We start from the raw sequence: 19707 nt of genomic DNA on the forward strand, positions 1-19707 counted from the left end.
AACGTGGCAGATACTGCAGAGAACCGCCACGTTTGATACTGTATCATCGACCAGAGGCCGATCAGAATTGGACCAAAAGCCCAATCCTGCCCGACAGGTCACGTGATCGTTCGCCCGTATATTCGATTGAGCCGAAGGCGGAAACTCCTGAATTGAACTCAAGCTTTGCGCCTGCAGAGACCCGGTAGGATAGGCCGCGCATGTCGGAAATGCCTTGCAGGGTGTTCACGCCATCCGTAGCGGAAACGGCATTTTCAGCGAGTGCTTCATAGGCGAGGTCCGCTCTGAGCCATGGTCTGAAGACCAGTCCGCTATCGAACTTTGTTTCCGATTCCAGCTTCAGTCCGGCCAGAAGCATCAATGAATCGCCAGACAACTTACGGACGGTCGCGCCGAAATTGTCAGTGAAACGATCAAAGGCAACATCCTGATAGAGGAGTTGTGCAACCGGAGCGATCCAAAGACGGGTCGCGTCACTGGAGGCAAGACGGTAGCGGTAGCTTGTTTCGAGACTGCCGATCCAGCCATTTACATCGATGTCAGCGCCATGCCGTCCGCCTGCGGAAAGGCTTGCCTCATTGAACTGATAGGCAGCAAGGGCATCAATCCAGAGTCCCTCATCGATGGATTGCCAATAGCTGGCATAGATGCCGGCATGGCCACCCTTCAGGCTGATATCAATATGCGGCCGGGTGGCCATCGAGGCATCGAGCCATCCGTAACCGCCGAAGACGCCGCCCACCAATGTGCCAGACGAAACCAGGGTCGAGAAATCAAAATCTATCCCGGCCTGCAGCGTCTTGCGGTCAAAGTCTGCCTTGACGCCGGGCTCCGGTGAAATCGCTCCGGTTCCGCCAATAAGACGGCTCCAGGCTGCAAAACCTTTTGCCTGAAGATCCGCGGCGTCATTGGAGCGAAGACCGCCCATTCTGGTATAGAGACCATCCGCAAGGCTCCGCCCCTGTAGCTGTGCCAATGAGAGAATGTTGGCGTATCCGTCAATGGTTGGTGAAATCCAGGGTTCCGGCGTAACGATCGGCACTTCGGGTTTTGGCTCAGGCGTTACGACAGGAATTTCCGGCTTGGGTTCGGGCTTCGGCTCAGGTTTGGGTTCAGGCCATTGCGTAACCAGCTTATAGGTCTTGTCTGTCGCGTCGTATGCGAGCTTGTAGACGTAAAGACCGCCAATGACGTCATCACTGGTAAAATTGGTGCCGTCCGTGATGCCACCCACCGATATAACAGGGATTTTCCGGTTGCAGGCTGAAGCCCCGTAGGCTGACAGCCGCAGCGCTGTGCTTCCGCTCGCGTTACCGCCGATCCGGACAAAATCGGATGGACAGGCCTGTCCGTCAAAACCGACATCGCCGGTAATGGTTGAGCCGGTCAAACCTTTATAATCCCCAGTGATGGTCAGCAAATCGCGTGCCGCCTGGTCATCAAGAGCAATGCGACCGGCATTGATGACGTCGCCGTCAATGAGCGTCGATCCATGCCCGCTTACCGTGCTGGCGGCATCGATATCAATGGTTCCTGCTGTCAGCGCGCGCAATGGATCGAGTTTCAAAACCGACTGCTGCAGCTCGATCAGCTCGAAATTCTCCAGCCTTGTCCTCGCAATATCCGTCGATTGCCCAATGAGCTGGAGACGATCAAAACCTTGAGCCCCCTTGGCATCTGTCCCGCCGTCAATTTCCCTGAAATTGTCTGTGTTTGCGGAAGCTGTGACGATCACGGTGTCGCTTCCGCCGCCAAGAGAAATGCGGTCACCCCGGGTTGAACCATGGATGGTGACGTTCTCTTCGCCATCATAGCCCATGATTGAGCCCGTAACGCTGACATTGCGTAAGCCAACAGTGGAATTTTCGAGGTTGAGAATATCCGTTTGAGTGCGACCGAGATCCAGCTGGCTTGATGCAATGTTGATCGTTTCAAAATTGCGAATGGCGTCATCGCCAAGTGTGCCGGACTGTTTCTCCATGGTGAGCGAATCGTCGTCAGCTCCGCCATCGAGCGTTCCAAGTTTGGTAATGTCGGCCGATGACGTGACGACAAGACTGTCATTGCCCCGGCCAAGCGCCACGCCGCCAAGCGTGGTGCCGTTTTCAATCGTGATGTTTTCGATACCATCGGATCCGGCGACACCGACCGAGGCCGACACGTCTCTCAGGGTGACATTGGAATTGGCGACATTGACCGTGCCTGTCACTGTCCGTCCAAGGGTCAAAGCGCTGTCGGTGACGTTGATGAATTCAAAGTTCTTCAGCTGATCGTCTGCAGTTGATCCGGAGAAGAGCTGGAAGTTGATGGCATCCGCGCTGCCGGCGCCACCGTCCAAGGAAGCGGCCGCAAAGTTAACGCCGCCGATGAGAGTAACACTGTCATCGCCGGCACCTCCCTTGAAGAAGTTTAGGATCGTACCATCGCGGATAATCAGGGTGTCATTGCCATTGCCGCCGTCAAAGGAGCGAATGGATGTGTTTTTGCCGTCGAGGATGACTTTGTCGTCGCCGTTCTGACCCCAGATATTGGTAAAGTGTGCTCCGGAACCGGCTTTATCAGTTGCCGTGGCTGTGAACGTGTCATTACCTTCGCCGCCCATCAGCACGCCATTGGGATCGTTGACAATATCGTAAGCGACACCGCCATCACCAATGAGGTGGACAGTGTCGTCACCATCCGCCAGGTTAAATCCGACATTGACGCCGTTGACGATGCTGGCAACGCTGCCCGTTTGCGCCCGGACATTGATCACGTCGGTACTGGGGCCTGTCCCGGCCGACGTTCTTCCGTCGCGGCCATAGGCCAGTGTGGCAAAGGAATTGTTGGTTGCCGTGATGTCGATGAACATTTTTGCGCCCGTTACTATCGAGCCATCAGAAAAATAGGACGCACCGCCTCCGTTTTCCGAGCGCACCAGAGAAGCACTGCTGTTATTGTCGGCCGAGATGGTTATCCTGCCTGTCTCTCCCGAGCCGAGGCTGGAAGTAAAATTGCCAAAGCGAAATCCCTTGTTGCCGTCAAAGCCTCCTGTGACGAGGTCAGCCGTGCCGCCATTCAGTGCCGTCACACTGATGTCGAACGATCCTTTTCCCAGGTTAAGCGCAGAGTTTGTACCGCCATTACGGTTTTCGTGCATAAAGCTGGAGAGCCCGAACCCATCCTGCTTTACTGATATGGCATCATTACCGGAGCCGAAGTTCACAGCCGCTGAATTAGTCGCATGTGTGTAGGCGATAACTCCATCAACATTCTCCAGATTGAACTTCAATCCGTTATCGCCAAGATTCAACTCCGCCCCACCAGGTCCGAGATTGATCTTGGAACCGGTCGTGCTGGAGCAATCAATGGTGCTGCCTTTTTGGAAGGGCGGCAGGGAGGAACAGCCGGCATAGGCAGGATGCGCAAGCGACAAGCTGCCTGCAGCTGCCAGAAGCGCGGGAATGGACGTCGCCAGCCCCGAGCGAAGATAAGTTTTTAATGAATATGAGTCTATGATAGACATAAGTCCGGTTCCCCGATCTGTCTCGAATTTGCTGTTCAGGTGGATTTTTTGGAGCCATGGACCGAAGCGTTGGCGCGCTTCGGTCCAGCTCATAAAAGTCCGCGATCAGAGATCGTCGCGCAACTTCTCCTGATCGTCACGATCCGGATCAGGCCAATAGCCCTTGTCTTCCTCGACCGTCTTTTTACGTTCCGGCTGTTCAGGTGCTTGTTCTTCCTGGCTACGCTTCGGATCTTCGTAAGGCATGTGTATTCTCCGTGGTTGTCGCTCCGGCCGGGATAAAGGTGCCGGTCTATGTGTTCGATTGGTCAGGTGCAGATAGTCTCGATAATCCTGCAGCTCGCAGATCCGCATTGCGCGATCGCGGCTTTTTGCGCTTGCCTGATAGTAGGGGCAGATGTCGCTCCCCATTTGCGAGCTGCTCCATTGCCCGCGGCAAGCGCGGCACATGGCTCGTAGGGAAAGCCCGAACCATCATTGTCAGATCCGTGGCGATGATTGCGGAATGTCACGGCAACGTTGCAGGCTTTTCCGCCTGCATGCTCGCAATGTTTGACGGCTGCAGCTTCGGCCTCGTCTTTGGTGTTTGCACCCCAGAAAATCCCGCGCTTGTGGTCAACGCCGGAATAAGCGATGGAACCCCAAATGCCTTTCCCGGCCAGATCAATCGCCGATGGCTCAGGTATCCCGTCGTTGACGATCGGATCGGCGGCAAATGCGCTGCTGCTCGCAAGCGTCGCGGCCAGTAAGATGCTGGTAAGTTTCTTCATGTTCATGTCGGCTCATGCCTCTCGATCAATCTGTCGTCCGCGGGTTGAAAAGCTTCAATAGAGGCCGTCACGCGGCGTTATGTTGTGCGTTGGAGCGGGTTTGGATGACTTAACGCGCGGTTTTTCCGCTGCCACTTTGACGCCGGACTTGTTTTTGGCGGGCGTAACGGCATCAACCTTTGCAACGGCGGCGGTTTCAGTTGCATCCACTTTCTTTGCGGGATCATCCGAAGGTTTCAGTTCCGCCTGCTTTTCCGGTTTGATGGGAACAAACTTCCCGAACGGATCTTTGGCGGCCGCATTCAAAGCTTCCTGGAAACCAGCCATTGAAGACTTGGCGTCAACCAGCTTGTTCGTCTCCCCTTCCCGATAAGTGTAGGAGAAGGACAATTCTTTTGCGCCTGAAATTGCCGCCTGGACAAAGCCCTCGAAAGGAAACGAAGCGATGCAGCTGTTGGAACCGCACGACCACTCACTGCCCCGAATGGTTTTTTCGAGCCCGGAAAAGCCGATACGCAGACCGGTCTCGATGTTCAGAACCGGTGGAAGGGCAAAAACCACGATCGGCTTGTAATCCGCCGACATGGCGATCCGCCACGCAACCAGCTGCGTCTGCCCGTCCCCCACAACCTGCTCGGTGGAGCAAAGACGCTTGTTGAGCGATGGGCGCATATCGCATTTAAGCGACCATGAACCGAAGGGACGATCAACCTTGATCAGATCGCCCCATTCCGGCGTCTCACCCGGTTCGAGCAGAGAGGCAAGCTGAATAACGGGTGTTGCAGCGTCAATTCTCTCGCCCACATTGGCACTATCGGCTTGCTCTGCGGCTGCGGCGCTCGTCATTACAAATACCGTCGAAAGTAGGATCAAAGTCCGCATGAAATTCTCCTTTCAGAAATCCAAGGCTGACGACGCTCAGCCTTGGCCCCTTTGCTCACACTCAGTTGAACGTCCAAGATGCCCCGGTATTCCAGGACAGGCTTGAATCCTCAAAGCCGTATCCAAGTGAGCCGTTCAGGCGGAACTTCCCGTCTTCCGTGGTGTAGCCGACACCAGCTGCAATGCTTGTCGAGGATTTGAAACCGCCCATTCCGGCGGCAATGCTGCCCTTGCCCGGCCGGTCATCGTAGCGAAGCCCTGCCATTGCCGTTGCCGAGGCGATGCCGCTGCGGGCTTCTTTGCGCACGGAACGGATATTGCCGGAAAGATCGCCTATGCGGCTATCGGCATAGTCCTTGATGGCGCTGACCTTTTCGTCGGTGTAGCGGAAGGATTCATCCCGCGCTTTTTTCACCTGCCCGACATTGGCTGCATCCGTACTGGAAACACCGTCAGCAACGTTGCTGATGAGGACAGGGCCTTTCGATCCGCCAACCAATGTGATGCTGTTGCCACGCGAACCGTCCGCATTGGTGTTATAGCCAATATTGTTCTTCACCTGTCCGTAATTGACGGCGTCGGTATCGGCCGATCCGGCTGCGACATTGGTCATTTTGACCGGCTGTCCTGTGCCGTCGCCCGTCAGCGCAACCGTGTTGGTGGGATTGCCTTTTGCGTCAGGCACATATTGGACTGAAAGCTTGTTGGTCGCCTTCAACGCATCCCCGACATTGGTGTAGGTGGCACCGCCGACGTTGTAAGTTGGTCCTGTGACTTTGCCATCGGGTCCAATTTTTGCGCCGCCGCCAAGACCATCCAACGCTCCGGAGAGCTGGCTCACATTGACAGCATCCGTTGCCGTGGTACCGGCAGCAACATTGCCCAGCTTGACCGGATTGCCGGTGCCGTCATTGAACGTGACGCCACTGGTCTTTTTGCCGGTTGCATCACGATTGTAGAACACGGCGCCATCCTGAATGCCGGCAATGTCGCCCTCGTTCTTGACAATCCGCTTTTCATGATCGGCAAGGGTCACATCCTGGCGCGTATTGACCGTTTTAATGTCGGTAATATCTGTTTCGTTCTTGGTTATACGCTTTTCGTGATCATCAAGGGTTTGGTCCTGCCGTGCGTTGACAGCTTTGATGTCGGTAATATCTGTCTTGATATTGGTGATATCGCCCTCATTTTTGGTAATACGGTCGCCCTGATCGGCAAGCTTCTGATCCTGCGCCTTGTTCACGTTGTTGATATTGGTGATATCACCCTCATTTTTGCCGATGCGGGTCTCGTGATTGCTGAGGGTCGTGTCCTGGCGGTTATTGACTGCGTTGATGTTGTTGATCTGGTTTGTGTGACCATCGATCGTGTTTTTGACACCGTCTGATAGCCTGATCGGATTGCCTGCAGAACCGTCACCGACAATGGTTGATCCATCCGTAGCTGCGGTTGTTGCCCTGTTATTCAGGTTGTTGATCTGGTTCTGCAAATTGTCGAGCGCGGGATTGATCTGGTCATCTGTAACGAACTTTGCCAGTTCCCACGAGTTCTTGCTGCCTGCGGTTCGGCCTTCGCAAACATCGTTGACATTGCCTTGCTCGCCAATTTTGAGAACACAACCTTGTGTTCCTGTAACCTGTCCGGCAGAGGCAGGTGTATCGATTGACCATGCCAGCGCAGTCAGCGCTGTTGCAGAGAGTAGAAATTTTACGCTTCTCATTTAAAATGCTTTCCGGTTCTGACCGTTGTGGCCCATCCCTATGGGGCGGGCCGGTGTGATTGCTTGATAGGTTTTTGCATCAATGTCGGAGCCAAGGGCCGGTGCGGTTGCAACGCATCGGTCCACTTCGCCCGGACAGCATTCTCATGTGTTCATCCGTCGATCCTTCCTGCCCGGTTTAGCGGCCTTCAGATTTGGTCTGTCAGCCATTGGAGGTGAAAGCGCCATGACGGACGCCATGGACAGCGGTTCGTCAGAGGCGGCGGCGGTCAGACTTTCGCTCATCCGCGAGAGGGCGCCGGACAAGGCGCCAGTTTCCGATACATGCCCGCTTCCGACAGCCGAGGCGGCAAGAGACTTCACTTCGTCAATCTGTGCGGCGGCATCCGCCAAGCCGAAATCGATGCGCGTGTCATCGTCGTCGCCAGCTTCATCTCCTGAATCATCCTCGATCGCCTGATCGGCCGTCGCCGTTGCTGGCGGAGCGGTGAACGGATCTGCGATGACGGGAAAAGGCACGACCGGATCCGCGAATGGATCATCGCTATCTGCAAAAGCCGGAGCAGGACTTGCGAATGGATCATCCATGTCAACCGGGACTGTTTGCGCAATCTCTGCTGCGTGTGTTGCCACTGCAGTTTCGTCCAGGACAGAAACCGGATGAACAAGCGTCAATGCAGGCTTGCGACCGTTCTGCCCGCCAACAACATAGAGCCGGGCACGTTCTTCGGTCACTGTGCGGCGGGCACTGACAATTGCGGAACGCAATGCCGGTATTGCCGCCAAAGCACGTTGACGTGCCTGCCTGGCTCTCACATCAAGAAACAATGTGTCGCCGTGCAGCGGTCCATAAAATTCCGGCCGTACGCGCAGGTTCCGCAAAAGGTGCGCCGCTGCATCATTGTCCTGCGAGGCAATGGCGTCGCGATAGACCAGAGTGAAGCGATCGACATTACGATAGACCGAACGAGCCAGGTCAATCGTATCTGTCGCTTGGTCGTCCATGGATGATTTTCCAGCGACCGATGCGTCAACTGCAGGCGCACCTTGCGACGAAGCTGCAAACGAAACGGGAGCCGGTGTGGCTGATGCTTCCAGCATTGCGGCAGGCCGGTCCTGAAACAGAGGCCATTCGGGCGTGAGCTTGATCTCAGGCTTTGGCATCCTGCCGGCAAAGCCTGAAACTTCTTTGCGCCGGGTGACGAACTGGTCATCGGTGTAGAAATTGAGCTTGTTCAACACCGCGCCGTAGGTGCCGCGGATCTGCAGGATGGTTGAACTGTCATCAAGCCGCAGGACCGCATCGTTATCCATCAGCGGGATCAGCTCAAAGCGGCCCTGCGAGGCCTGTTTGCTCAGGAGCAGGCCGCCTGCCTTGCCCCATCCTTCCCGCTCGACATATTGGCGGCCGAGATTGCTGGAAACAATCTTTGCCGTCGTATCATCGCCAACGGCGATATTGAGCTTGATGTCCATATTGCCGAGCAGGGCATCACGGGTCTTGACGCCGTAACGCTCGTCAATCTGGGGAATATTCTGGGCAATCAGCGCGATCGTCATGCCGTAGCCTGCAACGAGTGGCGCTCGCTTGATGATCTCGGGAAGGCGCTCGAACTGATAGAACTCATCCAGCATCATCAGGATCTTGTACGGTTCATCCTTATCCGGAAGCGCGCGCAGCATCACATCGTGGATCTGCTGGATCAAAAGGCGCAGGATCGGCTCGACCGTGCCGAAATCGGAAACCGGGCTTGCAATAAACAGCGAGAATGGATTGCGGCGCAGCTCGCGAATATCAAAATCGCTGGCACTGGTTGCCTCTGCAATCAGGAGATTGTGAAACGCCGAAAGTGCCGTCGTGACATTCCCCTCGAACGATGGCCGCTGCTCTTCATCACGGCCGAGATGTTCGGAAAAGATGTCACGGATGAACGGGTTCAGCTCCGGCTCTTCCCGAAGGATATTGAAGATGACGTGCGAGAACGTCGTGCCTGAAGAAAACATCCGCAGGACCGATCGGATGGTGCGCCTGCCCTCCATGGTTTTCGATTCCAGCACATAGCCCATGCAGCCGGCGAGAATGGTGCGGGCGGTCTGTTTCCAGATTGCGGTCTCTTTTTCATCGAGCGGGATCAGGCTTGCGGCAAGGTTGATCAGATCAGTTGAACGCTCCGGCCAGTTGCGCACGACATCGAGCGGGTTCCAGCGATGCGAGAATTTTGAACCGGGGGCAAAGACAAAACACTTCTGGCCTATGGCAAGACGCGCCGGTCCGGTCTTTTCAAAGTTTTCCAGTTTCACATCGAGGACAATGACACTGCCCTCATATTCAAGCAGATTGGTCATGACGAAGCCGCGGCCCTTGCCGGACCGCGATGGACCATTGACGAAAAAATGGCTGTCACCGCTGTAGCGAACTTCCGGTGCTCCCCTGCCCTTGCCGAATGTTCCGAGAAGGATGGAAGTGCCGGGCTTGCCATCGAGCAATCCCGCTTTCTTCAGGTCTTTGAGTTCGGCAAGGCGCGATCCGTCTGCAGGCGGCTTGACCGCCCAGGGCCGCTTCACCAGAAGATATCCGCCGATGCTGAGGGCAGTTGCTTCCACAGCCGTTGCTCCCGCCGCAATCATGCCGATCCGACTGATCCGCGCGTCGGATGCAAAAGCGGCAAGCTGTTTGGCTGGCATCATGAGATCGCCGCCAAAGAAAGCCTTCCACATCGCGGTGGATTTAAGGACGAAGAAGCTTGCACCGGCATAATTGGCAGACCAGCCCAGAAAGAGGCCAGCGGCAGCAACACAGGGACCGGCCGTCATGAGAGCGATTTTTTCGTAAGGCTTGAGGGTCATTGGGAAACACCTCCGCACCAGTGGGCAATGCGTGCTGCCTTGGCTTTGGAACCCGGGGTCCAGTTTAGCGCCAGACCTTCCTGCAGGAGGATCGAACCGACATCGGAGCTATCTGCCAGTACCAGCCAACCCAAAGTGCGGCCATAGCGATCAATCTCTCCAGAGCGTTTGATGCTGACCACCTCTCCCGACATCAGCTCACGCAGGCGGGCTTTGGCTTCAAGGCCCTTTTGCAGCTCGAACTCACATGTCGGGTGCGAAACCTCCGGCGTGTCGATATCCTTCAGGCGCACCTTTTCGGCACAACCGCGCACGAACCCGGTCTCCGGTTTGCAAGGCAGGGCGACGGTATCGCCGTCGATGACGATGATCCGGTCGCCAGCAATTTCCATCTGGCTCCTTTCAAGCGCGAAGGCTGGATACAGGAGTATCGCAGCACCTATCAAAGCAGTCGCGATCAGGATCAATGTCGTCAGTTTCACGGCATTCATCTGGTGGCACTCCACTTGTTGAAATGGATCTCGGTAACGCCGCGCCGCCCGGTCTTCGGATCCCGTGCGATCTGGATAATGACGGGAACGACGAAGCGGACGAATTCCAGAAGTTCAGCCTTGGTGAGGCCCAACCCGCCCTGCATCGTTGCCATGGCAAGCCGCTCATAGGCACCGATCGGATTGTCGGCGTGCAAGGTGGACATGGAGCCTGGATGACCCGTGTTGATCGCCTGCAGAAACGAAAACGCTTCAGCGCCGCGCACCTCGCCCATGAAAATGCGATCCGGGCGCAGACGCAGCGCCGCCTCGAGGCAATCCTGGATAGTGGATTTTGCCCTGCCCTGCCCGCCCTTGGAGGCCACAAGGGCAAGATAGTTCGGCTGGTGAGGTTTTAACTCGCGCGTGTCTTCAATCGAAACGAGACGCTCCCATTGCGGAACATCCTTCAGAAGCCCGTTGAAAAAGGTTGTCTTGCCGGAGGACGTTCCGCCAGAGATCAGCATGGTCACACGGTTTTCAACGGCAAAGCGCAGAAATTCGCGGCGGGCTTGCGGTGCCGGATCGCGCAAGAGATCAATGAGCTGGTTGTCCAGCTCAGAAATTGTGTCCGGTTCGACCAGCCGGGGACCGCTGACCTTCACATTGTCGAGCCCGCCCATGGCCAGATACTGGTCGATGGTCATTTCCGTGATAACCTGCTTGCGGATGGAGAATGCCCCGCCGAGACTGGCAACCGGCGACAAGACAGCCTGAAACCGCTCACCGTTCGGCATGGCTGCTGAGAGGAGCGGCGTTACTTCGTTGACATTCTGGCTGGAACTGCCGGCAATGTGACGCGCAAGATTGATGATTGCCGTTGAGGTGAGCTTTGGAACATCGTGGCGGACCATATGGGCAACGCCGCGCTCCTCAACCCAGATTTCTCCCGGCCGGTTGCACATGATCTCGATAACATCAGGGCTCTGCAGCCATTGCCGGATCGGTTCGGCCGCATGGCGCATATAGGTGCCCATGCCCGCCCAGATGGCATCCTTCTCCATATCAGGCACCGGCATCACTCCGCTATCCATCGCTATCTCATCCCTTTTGGGTTGCGCGAGGATCCGGGATGACGCAGTTCGTAAAGCGCTTCCTTGACCGGATCGGGATAAAGCGAGGAGAAATTCAGATCCCGGCGCACAAACACCATGATCTGTGTACCCTGATCGATATGGATAGTCGGCGGAATGTTGATGGAATCCTTCAGCGCCTGATTGGCCATGTCGGACATTGTCTGCGATATGGTCTGCTGAGCCTGTGTTGCGCCATTATTGTTGTTGTTTGAACCGGAACCAGCATTTGAAGAGCCGTTCGAATTCAACCCGGCAACAAATGACGACACGCCGCCGACAATAGAGAGAACCGCGGAAGCGCCAAAGCGTTCGAGATAATGTTTATCGACAACACCGGCGACACCGGAGCGGCCAAGATCATCGGTTCCATAAGAGCCAAGCGAAATGGATGTTCCGTCAGCCCTGAGTGCCCGCGTCCAGACAATCATCACCCGGGTTTGACCGCGTGACAGGCCGCTCTTGTATTCGCCTACAAGCATCGTGCCTTTCGGAAGAAGCACGCGTCGGCCGTCGAAGGAATAGATGTCTGACGAAATGACCGCTCGGACCATGCCGGGAAGATCAGACTGGATTGCCGTTTCCAGTATGCCGCGGATGAGTGTGCCTTGTGGGATCAAAGCATCGATGCGATGATTTTGCGTCGCATCGACCATCTCTACATTCTGCGCAGCTGTCCGCCCGAGGAAACGGCGATTGGCATCTTCATCGCCTTCCATACCGGCTGCCGAGGCATCCGCAGCTGATCCGGCAAGCGATCCGCTACCCGGTCCAACAGATCCGTCAACCACAAGCATGTTGGAGCGAAGCCGCTCCAGACGGCGTGCTTCTTCTTCCCGGCGCAGGCGTTCAGCTTCCTCCGCTGCACGGCGCGCAGCGCCATCATCAATCTGAACAACCGGGGCAGCGATAACAGGAGCAACAACCGGTTCCGGTACAGGTGGGGGTGGTTCAATCACCAGCTTGTTATCAACTGGAAGCGAAGGCACGCTGAAGGAGAGGTTCGGCGCCGAGCTTGCCGTGCGAAACTCTTCATTGGTGGTAAGGTCCGATTTTGCAGCGGGCTTCAGGTACGACGTATAGGCGGCATAACCGAGCGCACCGATGGCAACCGTGACAAGCAGGCCTGCTACAAGCGGGTTCGACCGGCCGGTATGTTTGACCGCAACTGTTTCACCAATGCTGGCTTCGCGTTCAAAATCAATCGTCATGGCCCGCGCCCCTGCTTGTTAGATTCGTGTTCTCGATAGTGATTACTGGCGTATTGGTTGCCGGCACTGGCCCGGAAGTGACGAGGCAGAGTGCTTCGGGCCAGTGCCGGTCTCCCCGGCGTCGCTTCATCTCGACGGCGAGGAAATAGCTGTCATGCGCATCGCGGGACGCGTCATAGGGTTCTTCATGGTGCTTGATATCAGCGGTCATAGGCGCGGCCTCCCACGCTGCTTGCCGCAATCGCACGTCCGCCTGATAGTTTCATATTGAAGACGCAGGTCGCAATCTTGCCGCTGCGCAGCGTCCATTGCCGGTTGACCTTGTCGACAACGATGTAATTGCCCTCGCGGCGATAATTGACGAGAGTTTCGCTGCCATCCGATTTGACGGCAAAGATGCCGGGCACTTCACCGGTGAATTCAAAGAACGTTTTGGTTCCGTCATCAGCAACCGATGTGGGCTTGTTTTCCCTATCGCCCTTGTAACCGTAATCGTAATTGACCTTCATGGGATCGGAGAGAGCTGCGCGCACATTCGGCATGGCGGCATTGATCTTCGCCTGTGCCATCAGCCGCGCATCTGCCTCGTCATCGGGATAGGAGAAACGCAGCTTGATGACAGCGGTTCTTGAATTACCAACAGGCGAACCCTTCATCATGAAATTGTAGACACGTTTTGAGGTGACGACATTCATGTTGGTGACCGCATTGGGCTCGAGTGGCTTGATGAACAGGAATTTTTTCGACTGATCGGGAACTGCCTGCCAGCTCTGGCTGTCACCCATGGCAACGGTTGCAATCTGCTCATCATCATTGAAGACCACCATGGTCGAAACGCCCATCATGCCGGACAGGAAGATGATGTTGTCCTTCTGGTAGGTGACAGTGCGGATACGCTCGTCGGCCTTGACCGATTTCGGTGTGCTTTCGGCGAAGGCAAGACCGCTTGTCTGCACAAGGACCGTCAGCGCCACACCGAGAAGAAGGCCTGTGCGAACCCTCATGGCTTGACCTCGCGTACTTCAGGCGTGATCGTTTCCTGATCGCGCCGGTATTCCGTCACCTGGAAACCGAGCGGATTGTCGAAGCGCCAGTCATTGCGCATGGGTTCGGACGTGTAGCGGAAGCGGACATTGGCAACCCAATGTTCAATAACGGTGCCCTGCACACTTGTGCGGGTAGTAGAGAACCGTGCTGCGGCTGTCTTTTCGTTCAGGAAAATGATGCTCTTGATCTGAACCGAGACAATTGCGCCCGGTCCATAAAGCTTCATCGGATTGTTGGGATTGGAACCGGCATAGGCTGCTGCAAGGTCGGCCGCAGCCTTACCGGTTGAATAAAGCGATGCCAGTTCAAAATTATCGCGAAGGCCTTTTGGATCATAGGTCTCACGTGCCCGGATGAAGCGGACGATATTGGCCCGTGTAACGGCCTCGTTCTGGGTAAGATCGCCGCCTGCTTTGAGTGGCCGGCTCGCCTCGACAAAGCCGGTTGTCTTGTCGACTTCAAGCACAACCACGTCGAAGGATTTGAGCGGCAGCATCACCCAGAGAAGACCGATGGCGGCAACCGAGGTTGCACCCATGCAGATCGCCACGGTACGCCAGATGCCGCGGGAAATGGCAACCGAACGATAGATCGATTTCTCCCACCGCTCACCGTCACTGTAATATTTTGGATCAATCACGGCTGGTTCGCTTGTCGTCATACTATCCCCGCTCATTTGAGAAATTCCTTCAATCATATTCATCGCCGTGCATTCCTTGCGGCCGCTTCAACCTGCGCGAGCGACGCATCCGAGCCATACATGTTTGCGGATGACCCACCCCTGCCGGGTATCTGTCCCCACAAAGCGCTTGCGCCGTTAATCCCGGTGCGTCCCATAAAACCGGCGGCTCTACGAAAATATCCATTGGGGCGGTCAAGACGCGCGCCGCCAGCTATGCCAAGTGCGATGTTCAGGGACATTCTAAGGACCAGCATTGTAACGACGCACATCAACAGGAACGGTGCGATGACAGTCATTGCCGTATCAGCGGTCATGCCCTGCACATCATTGAGTGTGCCCTGCAGAAGCAGCAGCATGACGCCGAGCAAGCCGTAAACAATGATGGGCAGGAGCGCATACTGCGCGAGTGATCGCATCCAGCCGTCGGTGATGTGGGACGTAAAATTGAACATGGCAAAGCACAGGATGATCGGCCCAATCGCCAACAGCATGAACATGGTCATCTTGCCGATCATCAGGAGAACCACTGCAACAGCGACGAGTGCGCCGACAATCGCCATGACGAAGATCGCAAGCATCATCAGTCCAACCCCGGTCCAGCCGCCTGCCGACGAAATCGTCTTCGAGGCTTCCATTCCCGCCGTCCAGATGTCGGTCAGACCCTGACTCATAGATGCACCGCTCGACCCGCAGGACTTGCCGCCAGCCGCCTCACAGACCATTGCCGCCATGGCATTGGGTGCTTCCACCAGAGGCGCAACGATCAAGGGTTGATAGGTGCCCCAGGAGGATAGGAAGGAATAGATGAGAAGCAGCTTGCCAAGCCGCCAGACAAAAGCGCCTGCCGTCATCTGTGCGCGGCCGAACAGCATCTCGTAGCCCCACCAGGCTACGAAACAGGTCATGCCGGCAAGAAAGACCGGCTGTAGCGCAGTGCTCAGAGTACCGTAAAGCGTTTGAACCATGGTGGTACCCATGCTATCTACTTTGCCAAAAAGCGCTGAAAAGATGTCGTTGGAACCGGCCATAACTTAGTTCTCCACGATCGCGGCTGCTGGAGGTGTTGCCACATTGATGTCGAGCAGCGGGCCGCATCCCTCCGATGCATAGGCCGAACCGGACCAAAAGGAGCCTGAATTGAGAGCTGCCGAACAAGGAGCTTTCAATTCCTTATGTCCGGCACAGGCGGGAAGAATGAGCGCGATCGCACCAAGAGCGGCAATGCCGATCAGATGTCTGGTAAGATATTTCATGGTGCCACCAGCCTCGCTTTAGCCGGATCGTAATCCATGATCTTCTTCGTCTTTTCGGCAGTGGCTTTTTCACTGTCGATCGACTGCTTGCGCAGTGTCACATCTTCGCTGATGACGCCGGACAGATCCGAGAGCGCATAGGCGAGAAACAGCAAAGCGCCGATGAATATGAGGGTCATTTTCCACTGACCCAATCGCCTGAGGAAATGCATCATGGCGCAACGAACCTCGCCTTCGAAGGATCGTAGCTCATGACCTTGGCGGCCTGTGCCTGTGCCGCCAGTTCCTGCATCTGCTGCGCATTCATGGCGGCATTGCCGGCATTCATGACACCGATCAGCTCGTTGACGGTTTGCGCCGTCTGCGTCTGCAGCTGCGAGTTCTGGTCGATGGAGCCCTTGATGTCAGGCGCGGTGCCGATCAGCTGGCCCGCCTGCTGAAAAGCCTGGCTGCGCTGTCGTGCACTTGATTGTGTGCCCGATATCATGCCTTGCAGGGCCGTCGCGGTATTGACGGCACTCTGATAGGCCTTGTCCGATCCGGAGAAGCTGGCAGCATCGGTCTTTCCCGTCAGGGATTTGACGAGATTAAGGGCATTGAGGATGGTGGATGCGGTCTTGCCGAATTCACCAAGATTGCCCCACGACATCTGCCCGCCCATCAGGGAGCCGAAGTCCGGAGCCCCGCCCATGGAAAAGCCGGAACCAAGGGCTGCGTTGGCAATGCTCGAGGTGGATCTGTTGCCCGTCACAGCCTCGAGCGTCTTGTTGACCGTATCAAGAATGTTGCTGTTCGACTTCATGATCTCGGAAGTGTGAGCCGCCGTCTTTGTCGCCTGCTCCAAGGTCGCATCGTCCCGCACCGGAACCTGTGCCGATGCGCTCCCAGATAGGGCGATGAAGCCGGCGACAATGCCTGCGCCAAAGGAGAAATACTTTGCTTTATCCTGCATGATCAGTTTCCTTCGTTCGGGGTTGAATTCGGGTTGGTAAGAGCGTTCTTCCGCGCTTCTTCCTGCAGCCGCGCCAGTTCCTTTTGAATGGCATCAAGACTGGTATTGTCTGTGGAGGGCGTTTGGCTGTTGTCGGATTTGACCTTGTCATCATCGACAAGGCGAACCTTGGATTTGTCATAGGCCATGATATTGGAGGTGGCGCTTGCCGCCGCTGTCTGATCGAGGAGCTGCTGGTTCTGCATCTGCAGGCGCGTGGTGCCCGACTGGACCGCCTGCCCCCAGATACCCGCCTCCGACAGGCGACCGGAAGAATTCTGGTCAAATGCTCCCTGGATCGAATTGACGGATCCGATTGCCTGACCTTGACCTTCAAGGTCGGTCTTGTTTTGCTGGATTGCACCGCTGACCGCTGACAGCGCATTGATGACGTTCCCGGCATTTTTGGATTTGAGCGCCGCAATGCTGCTGGCCACACCCATGATGCTGCCAAGATCCACACCGCCAACAGTCGTTCCACCGAAAGCGCCGCCCATAATATCGCCGCCACCTGATTGGGATAGCGAACCGCCACCGCCCTGATCGGCAAAGCTTCCCTTCACGCCAGTTGTCGGGGCTTCTGTCCGCTTTTTGTAGGTGCGGGCCCGCTCCATGCAGACTTGTGTGTTGGTTTCCTTGCGGGTCCTATCAGCATCATTGGTCGGAACCTGTGCCATAGACGGCTGAGCACATAGCATCGAGAGGACCGCTAAACTGGTCGTTGCGATCATGCATTTCAGCCGCAAAAGAGCGAAAGATTTCATGCTTCAGTCCTCCAGTTGCAGAAATATGGCAGCCAATTTTGCGGGTCATCGCCGTAGCGCTCGCGCAGCTCCGCGCATTCAGCAACACTGGCTTCATTGCCGGAAAGCACCTTGACGAAATCGAGCATGCTGGAGAGGTCGAGCGTTGCGATGACGCTGTCATGATCGTGCTTGATGAGAAACTGCCGCGCTTCCTGCGGTGTATTCAGCACCCAGTCATATTCAGCGCGCGAAAGCTTGAAGCCACGGATATAGCTTTCTTCATCCGCCTTCTGATTGGGAAAGAAGATGTTGGTCGGTGTCTGCTCAAGCAGCGTATGTGCCATTTTTGATGACACAATGTCCTTGGCCGACTGTGTGCCGAAGCCGACAATGCCGTTGAGCTTGCGGATGGTCTTCAGCTTGTCGGTGACGAACCCGGAGAACCTGTCGTCATTGAGGATCTTCCAGCCTTCGTCGATGAACAGCATCATCGGCGTCTTGCCGTCGAGCATGCCTTCGATTCGATGGAAGATGTAACCAAGAGCGGCCGTCCTGATATCCGGATCGTCCAGCACTTTGGTCAGGTCAAAGCCAAAAATGCCTTTCTCATCATCCCAAAGATCAGCAGGATTGTTGAACAGCCAGCCGCGCGTATCGCACCAGACATCAAAGCGGGAAGCAAGATCGTCATGACTTGCCTGCTCCCCTCCCCGCAGCAGGTGCGAAACTTCGGCAAAGTTGCGTTCATGGACCGGGATCTGGAAAATCTGCTGAACGGCGGATTCCAAGATTTTTTCCTGCTCGGCCGAAAGGTCGGTACGCCCATCTCTTGGACGGACAAGAAAGCGCAGGAGATTGAGCACGAAATCCCGGTCGCTTGGACTGCCTGCAAGCTGCAGCGGATTGAAGCCGGTTGGTACGCCCGGCTCCAGCACCTCGTATTGACCACCCATGGCTCGGATGAAGACATCGGCACCGCGGTCCTTGTCGAAGAAGGCGCAGCGTGGCTGCGGATGAATGCGCATGGCCTGTGCCATCAGGAATGACAGCCCAACTGTCTTGCCCGATCCGGTAGGACCGGTCACGGTAAAATTGCCAACCTGGCGGCGATGGAAATTGAAATAGTACGGCGTCATCGACGTCGTCTGCAGCAAGGAGATCGCCGGTCCCCAATGATTGCCCGTTGGTTTGCCGACGGCAAAATTATGAAACGAGGCAAAGCCGCAGAAATTACGCGACGAGATCATGGCGCGGCGTGCGATATAGGCAAAGTTGCCGGGTAATTGTGCCCAAAAGGCAGGCTCGGCATTCAGATCCTCGCGCACCGTCACCATGCCCGTATTCTGGATTTCCTTGGTTACGGCCTGAACGCAGGTTTCCAGTTCCTTCAGCGTGTCGCCGATCGCCATGACGGTCAGGTGGTGATAGCCCATCACGGCGCGGCCATTGACGATCTCGTCACGTGAGATGTTGATGGCCGACTCAAGCGATGTGCCGGCTTCGTCGGAGGCTGCAATCTGGCGTTCAACCTTGGCAATTTCAGCAAGAACCGGAGCACGGTCCTGCAGGGCAAAGGACTGCGTTGCGATGAATTCGCCGGGTATTTTCAAAAGGCCATCAAGGACACCCGAGACTGTCCATGATGTATATTCGCGCACGGACACCATGGAGCCGAAGCGGGTTTCAGCGTCCACTGCACCGCGCAGCTCAAACTGCCGCTTGCCGAATGTTATGCGGCGGGTCGGCAGATATTCATCAAGTCCCATGCGGGGAAGAAGCATCGGAATTTCCTGCGCGCCGTTCAGAAGCTGTGCCAGAAATTCCAGCGGTTCTGAAAACACGCTGCCATTGCGCTTGACCGCCGTCAGGACGCGAGCGCCATATTCCGACATATCTTTCTGGATATTGGCAACCTGCTGTTCGAGTTCCTTTCTCGCCTCGCCATCGAGTGCCTGTGCAGAAACACCGGCAGCCTTGCGAAACCTCGAAACAAACCCATCCGCTATGCCGACCTTTCCCTGAAACCCGCGGCGAATGATGGTGAGGTACAGGTCATTCACATACATGCGTTTTTCGGTAAGACCCTGCATGTACCGGTCATTCAAATCCCGGCAGAACGGGTTGGAAAAGGATCCAGTCGTTTGCGGCAGTATGCGGCGGCGGATGATATGGCTGTAGACAGCATAACGGCTGTCGCTGAGCGAGCGCATCAACGTGTTGCGCACATTGGCTTTCATATCGATTTCCGATTGATCGGCCGTCTGGTGACAGAAGCCATCGATCTTGATAATCGACAGGATCATGCCGTCTTTGGTGCGCAACGTGTTCTCATCGACATGGCGCAGATACGGCACATGCGAAGAAATCTTCTTCTCACGTGCTGCGATTGATCCAAAATCAAGTGATCCGCGAACTGCCCGCTGAATAGCCATTGTTTTCCTCAATGCGTG

18 protein-coding genes are annotated in these 19707 nt (G+C 56.0%); all 18 read right to left on the reverse strand.

The window, feature by feature from the left end:
* Positions 1-61: 61 nt before the first annotated feature.
* The 18 genes from FHW17_RS24575 to FHW17_RS24660 all read right to left on the reverse strand — a co-directional run bounded on the left by FHW17_RS24575 (position 62) and on the right by FHW17_RS24660 (position 19689).
* The gene (locus FHW17_RS24575) at positions 62-3505 is read right to left on the reverse strand and encodes an autotransporter outer membrane beta-barrel domain-containing protein (RefSeq protein ID WP_182511036.1); all 3444 of its coding nucleotides are present in this window, start codon (positions 3503-3505) and stop codon (positions 62-64) included.
* A 105-nt stretch (positions 3506-3610) separates the two neighbouring features.
* Positions 3611-3751 carry a hypothetical protein gene (locus FHW17_RS24580; RefSeq protein ID WP_182511037.1) on the reverse strand — a complete coding sequence of 47 codons (141 nt, stop codon included), beginning with the start codon at positions 3749-3751 and terminating at the stop codon, positions 3611-3613.
* 62 nt (positions 3752-3813) lie between these two features.
* Positions 3814-4281: a DUF4189 domain-containing protein gene (locus FHW17_RS24585; protein WP_182511038.1), complete on the reverse strand. Its 468-nt coding sequence runs from the start codon at positions 4279-4281 to the stop codon at positions 3814-3816.
* A 48-nt stretch (positions 4282-4329) separates the two neighbouring features.
* The gene (locus FHW17_RS24590) at positions 4330-5157 is read right to left on the reverse strand and encodes an invasion associated locus B family protein (RefSeq protein ID WP_182511039.1); all 828 of its coding nucleotides are present in this window, start codon (positions 5155-5157) and stop codon (positions 4330-4332) included.
* A gap of 61 nt (positions 5158-5218) precedes the next feature.
* The gene (locus FHW17_RS24595) at positions 5219-6877 is read right to left on the reverse strand and encodes a YadA-like family protein (protein ID WP_182511040.1); all 1659 of its coding nucleotides are present in this window, start codon (positions 6875-6877) and stop codon (positions 5219-5221) included.
* 144 nt (positions 6878-7021) lie between these two features.
* Positions 7022-9724 (reverse strand): type IV secretory system conjugative DNA transfer family protein, encoded by a 2703-nt coding sequence (locus FHW17_RS24600; protein ID WP_182511041.1) that lies wholly within the window; start codon positions 9722-9724, stop codon positions 7022-7024.
* The gene (locus tag FHW17_RS25135; protein WP_210276021.1) at positions 9721-10215 is read right to left on the reverse strand and encodes a thermonuclease family protein; all 495 of its coding nucleotides are present in this window, start codon (positions 10213-10215) and stop codon (positions 9721-9723) included. Before FHW17_RS25135 ends, FHW17_RS24600 begins: the two co-directional genes overlap by 4 nt.
* On the reverse strand, positions 10212-11288 hold the full coding sequence (gene virB11, locus FHW17_RS24610; protein ID WP_246707024.1) for a P-type DNA transfer ATPase VirB11: 1077 nt from the start codon (positions 11286-11288) through the stop codon (positions 10212-10214). Before virB11 ends, FHW17_RS25135 begins: the two co-directional genes overlap by 4 nt.
* A gap of 2 nt (positions 11289-11290) precedes the next feature.
* Positions 11291-12538, reverse strand: a complete 1248-nt coding sequence (gene virB10, locus FHW17_RS24615) for a type IV secretion system protein VirB10 (protein ID WP_182511042.1) — start codon at positions 12536-12538, stop codon at positions 11291-11293.
* Positions 12528-12749, reverse strand: a complete 222-nt coding sequence (locus tag FHW17_RS24620) for a hypothetical protein (RefSeq protein WP_182511043.1) — start codon at positions 12747-12749, stop codon at positions 12528-12530. Before FHW17_RS24620 ends, virB10 begins: the two co-directional genes overlap by 11 nt.
* Positions 12739-13542, reverse strand: coding sequence for a P-type conjugative transfer protein VirB9 (gene virB9, locus FHW17_RS24625; protein WP_182511044.1), 804 nt, complete (start codon positions 13540-13542; stop codon positions 12739-12741). Before virB9 ends, FHW17_RS24620 begins: the two co-directional genes overlap by 11 nt.
* The gene (locus FHW17_RS24630; RefSeq protein ID WP_246707025.1) at positions 13539-14261 is read right to left on the reverse strand and encodes a type IV secretion system protein; all 723 of its coding nucleotides are present in this window, start codon (positions 14259-14261) and stop codon (positions 13539-13541) included. The genes virB9 and FHW17_RS24630 overlap by 4 nt, the downstream gene beginning before the upstream one ends.
* Positions 14262-14284: 23 nt before the next feature.
* Positions 14285-15295 carry a type IV secretion system protein gene (locus FHW17_RS24635; RefSeq protein WP_182511045.1) on the reverse strand — a complete coding sequence of 337 codons (1011 nt, stop codon included), beginning with the start codon at positions 15293-15295 and terminating at the stop codon, positions 14285-14287.
* Positions 15296-15298: 3 nt separating this feature from the next.
* Entirely contained in the window at positions 15299-15520 is a 222-nt protein-coding gene (locus FHW17_RS24640; RefSeq protein WP_182511046.1) for a hypothetical protein, read from the reverse strand.
* Entirely contained in the window at positions 15517-15699 is a 183-nt protein-coding gene (locus FHW17_RS24645) for a hypothetical protein (RefSeq protein ID WP_182511047.1), read from the reverse strand. The genes FHW17_RS24640 and FHW17_RS24645 overlap by 4 nt, the downstream gene beginning before the upstream one ends.
* Before the next feature lie 32 nt (positions 15700-15731).
* The gene (locus tag FHW17_RS24650; RefSeq protein ID WP_182511048.1) at positions 15732-16472 is read right to left on the reverse strand and encodes a type IV secretion system protein; all 741 of its coding nucleotides are present in this window, start codon (positions 16470-16472) and stop codon (positions 15732-15734) included.
* A 2-nt stretch (positions 16473-16474) separates the two neighbouring features.
* Positions 16475-17275 carry a hypothetical protein gene (locus FHW17_RS24655; RefSeq protein ID WP_182511049.1) on the reverse strand — a complete coding sequence of 267 codons (801 nt, stop codon included), beginning with the start codon at positions 17273-17275 and terminating at the stop codon, positions 16475-16477.
* The gene (locus FHW17_RS24660; protein ID WP_182511050.1) at positions 17272-19689 is read right to left on the reverse strand and encodes a VirB4 family type IV secretion/conjugal transfer ATPase; all 2418 of its coding nucleotides are present in this window, start codon (positions 19687-19689) and stop codon (positions 17272-17274) included. Before FHW17_RS24660 ends, FHW17_RS24655 begins: the two co-directional genes overlap by 4 nt.
* Positions 19690-19707: the final 18 nt, after the last annotated feature.

The sequence above is a fragment of the Phyllobacterium sp. P30BS-XVII genome, from assembly GCF_014138335.1.
Classification (GTDB): Bacteria; Pseudomonadota; Alphaproteobacteria; order Rhizobiales; family Rhizobiaceae; genus Phyllobacterium; species Phyllobacterium meliloti.